Annotated in this window: 9 protein-coding genes; 8 read left to right on the forward strand and 1 reads right to left on the reverse strand. The window is 58.9% G+C overall.

Annotated elements, in window-relative coordinates:
* The first annotated feature begins 284 nt into the window (after positions 1-284).
* The 8 genes from fliL (at position 285) to flhB (ending at position 5,688) form a co-directional block, all read left to right on the forward strand.
* Entirely contained in the window at positions 285-785 is a 501-nt protein-coding gene (fliL, locus tag AC3WQN_RS02240) for a flagellar basal body-associated protein FliL (RefSeq protein WP_103400647.1), read from the forward strand.
* A 9-nt stretch (positions 786-794) separates the two neighbouring features.
* Positions 795-1,763 (forward strand): flagellar motor switch protein FliM, encoded by a 969-nt coding sequence (gene fliM, locus AC3WQN_RS02245; RefSeq protein ID WP_103400648.1) that lies wholly within the window; start codon positions 795-797, stop codon positions 1,761-1,763.
* 62 nt (positions 1,764-1,825) lie between these two features.
* Complete coding sequence (gene fliN, locus AC3WQN_RS02250) at positions 1,826-2,284, forward strand: flagellar motor switch protein FliN (protein ID WP_095145687.1); 459 nt, start codon at positions 1,826-1,828, stop codon at positions 2,282-2,284.
* Complete coding sequence (gene fliO, locus AC3WQN_RS02255; protein WP_103400649.1) at positions 2,285-2,716, forward strand: flagellar biosynthetic protein FliO; 432 nt, start codon at positions 2,285-2,287, stop codon at positions 2,714-2,716. It begins immediately after the preceding gene.
* Positions 2,716-3,465 carry a flagellar type III secretion system pore protein FliP gene (gene fliP / locus AC3WQN_RS02260; RefSeq protein WP_095145690.1) on the forward strand — a complete coding sequence of 250 codons (750 nt, stop codon included), beginning with the start codon at positions 2,716-2,718 and terminating at the stop codon, positions 3,463-3,465. The genes fliO and fliP overlap by 1 nt, the downstream gene beginning before the upstream one ends.
* 24 nt (positions 3,466-3,489) lie before the next feature.
* Positions 3,490-3,759, forward strand: a complete 270-nt coding sequence (fliQ, locus tag AC3WQN_RS02265) for a flagellar biosynthesis protein FliQ (protein WP_093417060.1) — start codon at positions 3,490-3,492, stop codon at positions 3,757-3,759.
* A 3-nt stretch (positions 3,760-3,762) separates the two neighbouring features.
* On the forward strand, positions 3,763-4,545 hold the full coding sequence (gene fliR, locus AC3WQN_RS02270; RefSeq protein WP_095080137.1) for a flagellar biosynthetic protein FliR: 783 nt from the start codon (positions 3,763-3,765) through the stop codon (positions 4,543-4,545).
* Between the two features lie 3 nt (positions 4,546-4,548).
* Complete coding sequence (flhB, locus tag AC3WQN_RS02275; RefSeq protein ID WP_103400650.1) at positions 4,549-5,688, forward strand: flagellar biosynthesis protein FlhB; 1,140 nt, start codon at positions 4,549-4,551, stop codon at positions 5,686-5,688.
* Here the strand turns inward: flhB and AC3WQN_RS02280 are convergent, their stop codons facing one another.
* Positions 5,689-6,867, reverse strand: a complete 1,179-nt coding sequence (locus tag AC3WQN_RS02280; RefSeq protein WP_103400651.1) for an RHS repeat-associated core domain-containing protein — start codon at positions 6,865-6,867, stop codon at positions 5,689-5,691. It lies immediately after the preceding gene.
* Between the last annotated feature and the right edge of the window lie 187 nt (positions 6,868-7,054).

Consider the following 7,054-nt stretch of genomic DNA (forward strand, 5'->3'; position numbering starts at 1 on the left):
ACATTCAGTCAAGGAAAGTGGCGTCGTACACAGACCCCGTGGCGAGCGAGCTTGCTCGCGCTGGGCTGCACGGCAGCCCCACAACCCTCGCCGAGGTCTTTGCGATAGACCGCCACCAGCTTGTCAGGGCGCGCTGCGCACGCCAGCGGGAGCAAGCTCCCTCGCCACACGGGCAGCCTTCCGTGTTATTGAGCCGCATGAGCGCGTCCCGACACTTCTGGCATAACACTTGCTCTTGCCTTGCCGTGCGACTGTGAAAACCCGAATAGTGACGGATTATTGGCATGGCGAAGAGCGACGCAGCAGTAAAAGACCCCGCCGGGAAAGGCAAACTCAAGCTGATCCTGGTGATTGTGGCGGCGTTGCTGCTGGCCGTCGGCCTGTCCGTGGGGGCGACCTGGTACTTCATGCACAGCGCCCAGAGCAAGCCTGAGCCTGCAGCGGAGTCGGCCGGCACGGGCAAGCCCGCGGCGATCTACGAACCCATGGCGCCGGCATTCATTGCCAACTACAACCACAATGGCCGTCAGCGCTACATGCAGGTGAGCATCACCCTGCAGGCGCGCAACCAGGCGGATCTGGATGCGCTGAAGGTGCATATGCCGGTGATCCGCAACAATCTGGTCATGCTGTTCTCCGCACAGAGTTTCGACACCCTGGCCACCCCGGTCGGTCAGGAAATGCTGCGCCAGAAAGCCACTGCCAGCGTGCAGGAAGTGGCGCAGAAAGAAGTCGGCAAGGTAGTGGTCGAGCAGTTGCTCTTTACTAATTTCGTACTGCAGTAGGAACACGACATGGCCGTGCAGGACCTGCTGTCCCAGGATGAGATCGATGCGCTGTTGCATGGCGTCGACGATGGTCTGGTACAGACCGATAACGCTGCTGAACCGGGCAGTGTCAAAAGCTACGACCTGACCAGTCAGGACCGGATCGTCCGGGGGCGCATGCCGACCCTGGAAATGATCAACGAGCGTTTTGCCCGCTATACCCGCATCAGCATGTTCAACATGCTGCGGCGCTCGGCTGACGTTGCAGTCGGCGGTGTGCAGGTGATGAAGTTTGGCGAGTACGTACACTCGCTGTACGTGCCCACCAGCCTCAACCTGGTCAAGATCAAGCCGCTACGTGGCACCGCGCTGTTCATACTCGACGCCAAGCTGGTGTTCAAGCTGGTGGACAACTTCTTCGGCGGTGACGGGCGTCACGCCAAGATCGAAGGCCGTGAATTCACGCCCACCGAACTGCGTGTGGTGCGCATGGTGCTGGAGCAGGCCTTCATCGACTTGAAGGAAGCCTGGCAGGCGATCATGGAAGTCAACTTCGAGTACATCAACTCGGAAGTGAACCCGGCCATGGCCAACATCGTCGGGCCGAGCGAAGCCGTGGTGGTCTCCACCTTCCACATCGAACTCGATGGCGGTGGCGGCGACCTGCACGTGACGATGCCGTACTCGATGATCGAACCGGTTCGCGAAATGCTCGATGCGGGCTTCCAGTCCGACCTCGACGACCAGGACGAACGTTGGGTCAATGCCTTGCGCCAGGACGTGATGGACGTCGACGTGCCATTGAGTGCCACCGTCGCCCGTCGTCAACTGCGCCTGCGCGACATCCTGCACATGCAGCCGGGGGATGTAATCCCGGTGGAGATGCCGGAAGACATGATCATGCGCGCCAACGGCGTGCCGGCCTTCAAGGTCAAGATGGGCTCCCACAAAGGCAACCTGGCGTTGCAAGTGATCGAGCCGATCGAGCGCCGCTGACCGGCGCTCGTCCCCCCCCCCTTTTTTTGTTTTTAAATGTTTTTGCCCGCCGAGGACAAATGATGGCTAACGATATGAATTCCCAGGACGACCAGGCGCTGGCTGATGAATGGGCTGCCGCGCTGGAAGAAGCCGGTGACGCCGGACAGGACGACATCGATGCCTTGCTGGCAGCCGATGCGGCGAGCTCGCCGTCCAACCGCCTGCCCATGGAAGAGTTCGGCAGTGTGCCGAAGAATAACCAGCCGGTGACTCTCGACGGTCCGAACCTGGACGTGATTCTCGATATCCCGGTGTCGATCTCCATGGAGGTCGGTAGTACCGACATCAACATCCGTAACCTGCTGCAGTTGAACCAGGGCTCGGTGATCGAGCTGGATCGCCTGGCGGGCGAACCACTGGACGTGCTGGTCAATGGCACCTTGATCGCCCACGGCGAGGTGGTGGTGGTCAACGAGAAGTTCGGTATCCGCCTGACTGACGTGATCAGCCCCAGCGAACGCATCAAGAAGCTGCGCTGAGTGAAGACGTTTCTCGGTGTGTTGCTGGCCTTGCCATTCACCGTCATGGCTGCCGAACCGGTGACGACCGTGGCGGCGCCTGCGGTGGGCAGTGGTGTGGCGGGGCAGTTGACCCAGCTGGTGCTGGGCTTGCTGCTGGTGCTGGGGTTGATCTTCTTCCTCGCCTGGCTGCTGCGCCGGGTGCAGCAGGCGGGCCCAGCGGGCAAAGGGCAGGTGATCGAGTTGATTGGCTCGCGTGCCCTCGGGCCGCGTGATCGGCTGGTGCTGGTGCAGGTGGGCAACGAGCAGATCCTGTTGGGGCTGACGCCGGGCACCATCACCCCGCTGCATGTACTGAAAGAACCAGTGGCGGTGCCGGGCACCGAGCAGGCCACCCCCGAGTTTGCCCAGCGCCTGATGGAGTTGCTGGGTAAAGACAAGGATAAGAAGTAATGCCGTTGCGAGTCCTGCTGACGCTGCTCCTGATGTTGGCCGCGCCGTTGGCGTTTGCCGCCGATCCGCTGTCGATTCCGGCCATCACCCTGGGCACCAACGCCGAGGGCGCCCAAGAGTATTCGGTCAGCCTGCAGATCCTGCTGATCATGACCGCGCTGAGCTTCATTCCGGCGTTCGTCATGCTGATGACCAGTTTCACCCGGATCATCATCGTGTTCTCGATTCTGCGCCAGGCCCTGGGCTTGCAGCAGACGCCGTCGAACCAGATCCTCACCGGCATGGCGCTGTTCCTGACCCTGTTCATCATGGCACCGGTGTTCGACCGGGTGAATCAGGACGCCTTGCAACCCTATCTGGCGGAGAAAATGACCGCCCAGGATGCGGTGGCCAAGGCCCAGGTGCCGATCAAGGATTTCATGCTGGCGCAGACGCGCAGCAGTGACCTGGAGCTGTTCGTGCGCCTGTCCAAGCGGACCGACATCGCCTCGCCGGAGCAGGCGCCGCTGACCATCCTGGTGCCGGCCTTCGTCACCTCGGAGCTCAAGACTGCGTTCCAGATCGGTTTCATGATCTTCATCCCGTTCCTGATCATCGACCTGGTGGTGGCCAGTGTGCTGATGGCAATGGGCATGATGATGCTCTCGCCGTTGATCATTTCCTTGCCGTTCAAAATCATGCTGTTTGTGCTGGTGGATGGCTGGGCGTTGATCATCGGCACCCTGGCGGGCAGTTTCGGCGGTGTGTAGCCATGAGTGGGCGGGTAGGGCGATATGACTCCTGAAGTAGCGGTAGACCTGTTCCGTGAGGCGCTGTGGCTGACCACCCTGATGGTGGCGGTGCTGGTGGTGCCGAGCCTGTTGGTGGGGTTGCTGGTGGCGATGTTCCAGGCGGCCACCCAGATCAACGAACAGACCCTGAGCTTCCTGCCGCGCCTGCTGGTGATGCTGGTCACGCTGATCGTCGCCGGCCCGTGGCTGGTGCAGACCTTCATGGAATACATCCTGCGCTTGTACGGCAGTATTCCGCAGTTGATCGGCTAAGCCATGTCGCTGCTGGCGCTGACCGACACGCAGATCAGTACCTGGGTGGCCAGCTTCATGCTGCCGCTGTTCCGGGTCGGCGCGGTGTTGATGACCATGCCGATCGTGGGCACGACACTGGTCCCCAAGCGTATCCGGCTGTACTTCGCACTGGCGATCACGGTGGTGATCATGCCCGGGCTGCCACCCATGCCGGCGGTCAATCCGCTGGACCTCAGCGGTCTGCTGCTGATTGCGGAGCAGGTCCTCATCGGTGGACTGCTGGGGTTCGCCTTGCAGCTGTTCTTCCAGGCCTTCGTGATCGCCGGCCAGATCATCTCGATCCAGATGGGCATGGGCTTCGCCTCCATGGTCGACCCCACCAACGGCGTGTCGGCGGCGGTGATCGGGCAGTTCTTGACCATGCTCGTGACCCTGCTGTTTCTTGGCATGAACGGCCATCTGGTGGTGTTTGAAGTACTGGCTGAAAGCTTCACCACCTTGCCGGTGGGCAGTGCGGTGTTGACCACGCACTTCTGGGAGATCGCCAACAAGCTGGGCTGGGTGCTGGGCGCGGCCATGTTGCTGGTGCTGCCGGCGATCACTGCGCTGCTGGTGGTCAACATTGCCTTCGGCGTCATGACCCGGGCAGCGCCGCAGTTGAATATTTTCTCCATCGGCTTTCCGCTGACCCTGGTGCTGGGCCTGGTGATCTTCTGGATCAGCTTGGGCGACATTCTCAATCAGTATCAACCGCTGGCCACTGAAGCCTTGCAGTTGCTGCGCGATATGGCACAGGCGCGCTAAGCCATGGCCGAGAGCGAGAGTGGTCAGGACAAGACCGAAGAGCCCACGGAGAAAAAGAAAAAGGACGCCCGGGAGAAGGGTGAGATTGCCCGCTCCAAGGAACTCAACACCCTGGCGGTGATGCTGGCCGGTGCCGGGGGGCTGCTGATCTATGGCGGCGGCCTGGCGCAGGACCTGCTGGAGATCATGCGCCTGAACTTCTCCCTGCCTCGCGAGGTGCTGCTCAGCCCGGGCGCCATGGGCCAATACCTGTTGCACTCGGGCAAGATTGCAATCATCGCCGTGCAGCCGGTGCTGATCACCTTGCTCCTGGCGGCGTTGATCGGTCCGATTTCCCTGGGCGGCTGGTTGTTTGCCGGCAGCAGCCTGGCGCCCAAGTTCAGCCGGATGAACCCGGCCAACGGCCTCAAGCGCATGTTTTCCTCCACCGCCGTGATCGAGCTGCTCAAGGCGCTGGCCAAGTTCCTGTTGATCCTGTTTGTGGCGCTGACGGTGCTGAAATCGGACATCGACGACTTGCTGCGCATCGCCCACGAGCCGCTGGAACAGGCGATCATCCACAGCGTGCAGTTGGTGGGCTGGAGCACTTTGTGGATGGCCTGCGGCCTGATCCTGATCGCCGCCGTCGACGTGCCGGTGCAGCTGTACCAGAGTCACAAGAAGCTGTTGATGACCAAGCAGGAGATCCGCGACGAGCACAAGGACCAGGAAGGTCGTCCCGAGGTCAAACAGCGCATTCGTCAACTGCAGCACGAAATGTCCCAGCGGCGGATGATGGCGGCCGTTCCCGACGCCGATGTGATCATCACCAACCCGACCCACTACGCCGTGGCCCTCAAGTACGACCCGGACAAAGGCGGCGCGCCGATGCTGATCGCCAAGGGCAGCGACTTCCTGGCCCTGAAAATCCGCGAAATCGCCGTGAGCAACAATGTATTGCTGCTGGAGTCACCGGCGTTGGCGCGCTCGATCTACTACTCCACCGAACTTGATCAGGAGATTCCGGGCGGGCTGTACCTGGCGGTCGCGCAGGTGCTGGCTTACGTCTATCAGATTCGACAGTACCGGGCGGGTAAAGGCAAACGGCCGGAGCCGTTCAAGGATGAGGTGCCGATTCCGCCGGAGTTGCGGCGGGATTCGTAGTCAAATAGTGGTTCTTATTTTTCGTGCCGACCTTTCAAAATGATTATATGTTGTTGGTGAAAATCGCCTCAAGAATTTGTTGTATCTAGCCGGGTGGAGGCCGTTTGTTTGTGTTCCAATGTTATTGTATTTGGAGTTGATTTCCGCATTGATGAAGATTTTTTTTTCAAATTTTATATCAATTTTTGGCAGTGATAAGTTGTTGTAAAGGTCCTGCAATTGTTGTCCCGGTATTTTTTTGTAGGCTAGTTCCTGTAGGATTGGTGTTGTTCTCGTAAAGCTGTGGATGTTGAGCCCGGGAGTCATGGTTTGTCGCTCTATGAAGTCACCATTGCTGACTGCAAAGTTATGATATAATTCGTCGTCTTGGTTGTTGTGTAGTGTTGTTTCTGTGTGCCATAGCTCTCCATTGCGATTCAACTTATAATCTATATCGTCCTTTGTTGCTATTCTCCATTGCTCTCCATTGCTTTCCATCGTTCTCCATTGTTTTTGTACGGTGTGATTAATGGTTTTTTTGTATGTTTCAAATATGGTTTCGGGGCCGCTTATGTAGTTTTGGATGGCATTTGATGTATTGTTGGTCTGGAGCGTACGCCTTGCGCGATTCAGCCACTTTGAAACTCCGGTCACAATTCTTGCTGAAACTCGCGCGCTGGGATCGTATTTGTTAATGGGGTCCCCCAAGCAATACGAATACGAATTTACCCCTCCATTCCCAAACGGACTCCAACTGTCTGGACTATTAAATCGCATCAACACAGGGTTAAACGCCCGATACCCATTCCCCAATAAATAATGCCCGGTCACCGGGTCTGGTCGTTCGCCATTGAATCCCAGCAAACTGGTCAATCCACTTTCGGCGCAGCGGTGGCCGTAGGGACAGTAGGCTATGGGCTGTCGTTGATGGTTGTGCTTGAGGGTGTGCAACACCGAGCGTTGCAGGTCGGTGGCCAGTAGCGTGGTGTCGAGTGCGTCGTCCTGACGCTGTTGCTGCGCGAGCAGCAGGTTGTCGTGCTGGAAGATCGAGTGCCCGATTGCGCCCTGTATCTCGGTAGCCAGACGGCTTTTGCAATAGAAGCGCTGACGCGTTTGCATATGTGATTGGGTATGGCTGATCAGGCGATCCAGTGGATCGTAGCGATAGCTGCAGAGCAGGGTGTGCTGTGGGCTAGGCATTGGGGCGGCTCCATGCTTTTAGCGTCCGTGATGGCTCGAGTATCTGCGCGACTGGCGGGAGTGGGAACTAGCAGAACTGCTAGGCGATAGTGAGTTGTGCAGGAAAGAAAGTGTCCAGTCCTGAAATAGGTTTACACCCATTTCAGCCTCAAAACGCCCGATGCACCGCATCGGGCGTTTTGTATTT

Source organism: Pseudomonas sp. FW300-N1A1 (assembly GCF_058789115.1).

What these genes read in the sequence shown, in the direction of transcription:
- flhB (WP_103400650.1), top strand. Translation starts at nt 4,549, where the DNA reads ATGGCCGAGAGCGAGAGTGGTCAGGACAAGACCGAAGAGCCCACGGAG.
- fliP (WP_095145690.1), top strand. Translation starts at nt 2,716, where the DNA reads ATGCCGTTGCGAGTCCTGCTGACGCTGCTCCTGATGTTGGCCGCGCCG.
- AC3WQN_RS02280 (WP_103400651.1), bottom strand. Translation starts at nt 6,867, where the DNA reads ATGCCTAGCCCACAGCACACCCTGCTCTGCAGCTATCGCTACGATCCA.
- fliL (WP_103400647.1), top strand. Translation starts at nt 285, where the DNA reads ATGGCGAAGAGCGACGCAGCAGTAAAAGACCCCGCCGGGAAAGGCAAA.
- fliR (WP_095080137.1), top strand. Translation starts at nt 3,763, where the DNA reads ATGTCGCTGCTGGCGCTGACCGACACGCAGATCAGTACCTGGGTGGCC.
- fliM (WP_103400648.1), top strand. Translation starts at nt 795, where the DNA reads ATGGCCGTGCAGGACCTGCTGTCCCAGGATGAGATCGATGCGCTGTTG.
- fliN (WP_095145687.1), top strand. Translation starts at nt 1,826, where the DNA reads ATGGCTAACGATATGAATTCCCAGGACGACCAGGCGCTGGCTGATGAA.
- fliQ (WP_093417060.1), top strand. Translation starts at nt 3,490, where the DNA reads ATGACTCCTGAAGTAGCGGTAGACCTGTTCCGTGAGGCGCTGTGGCTG.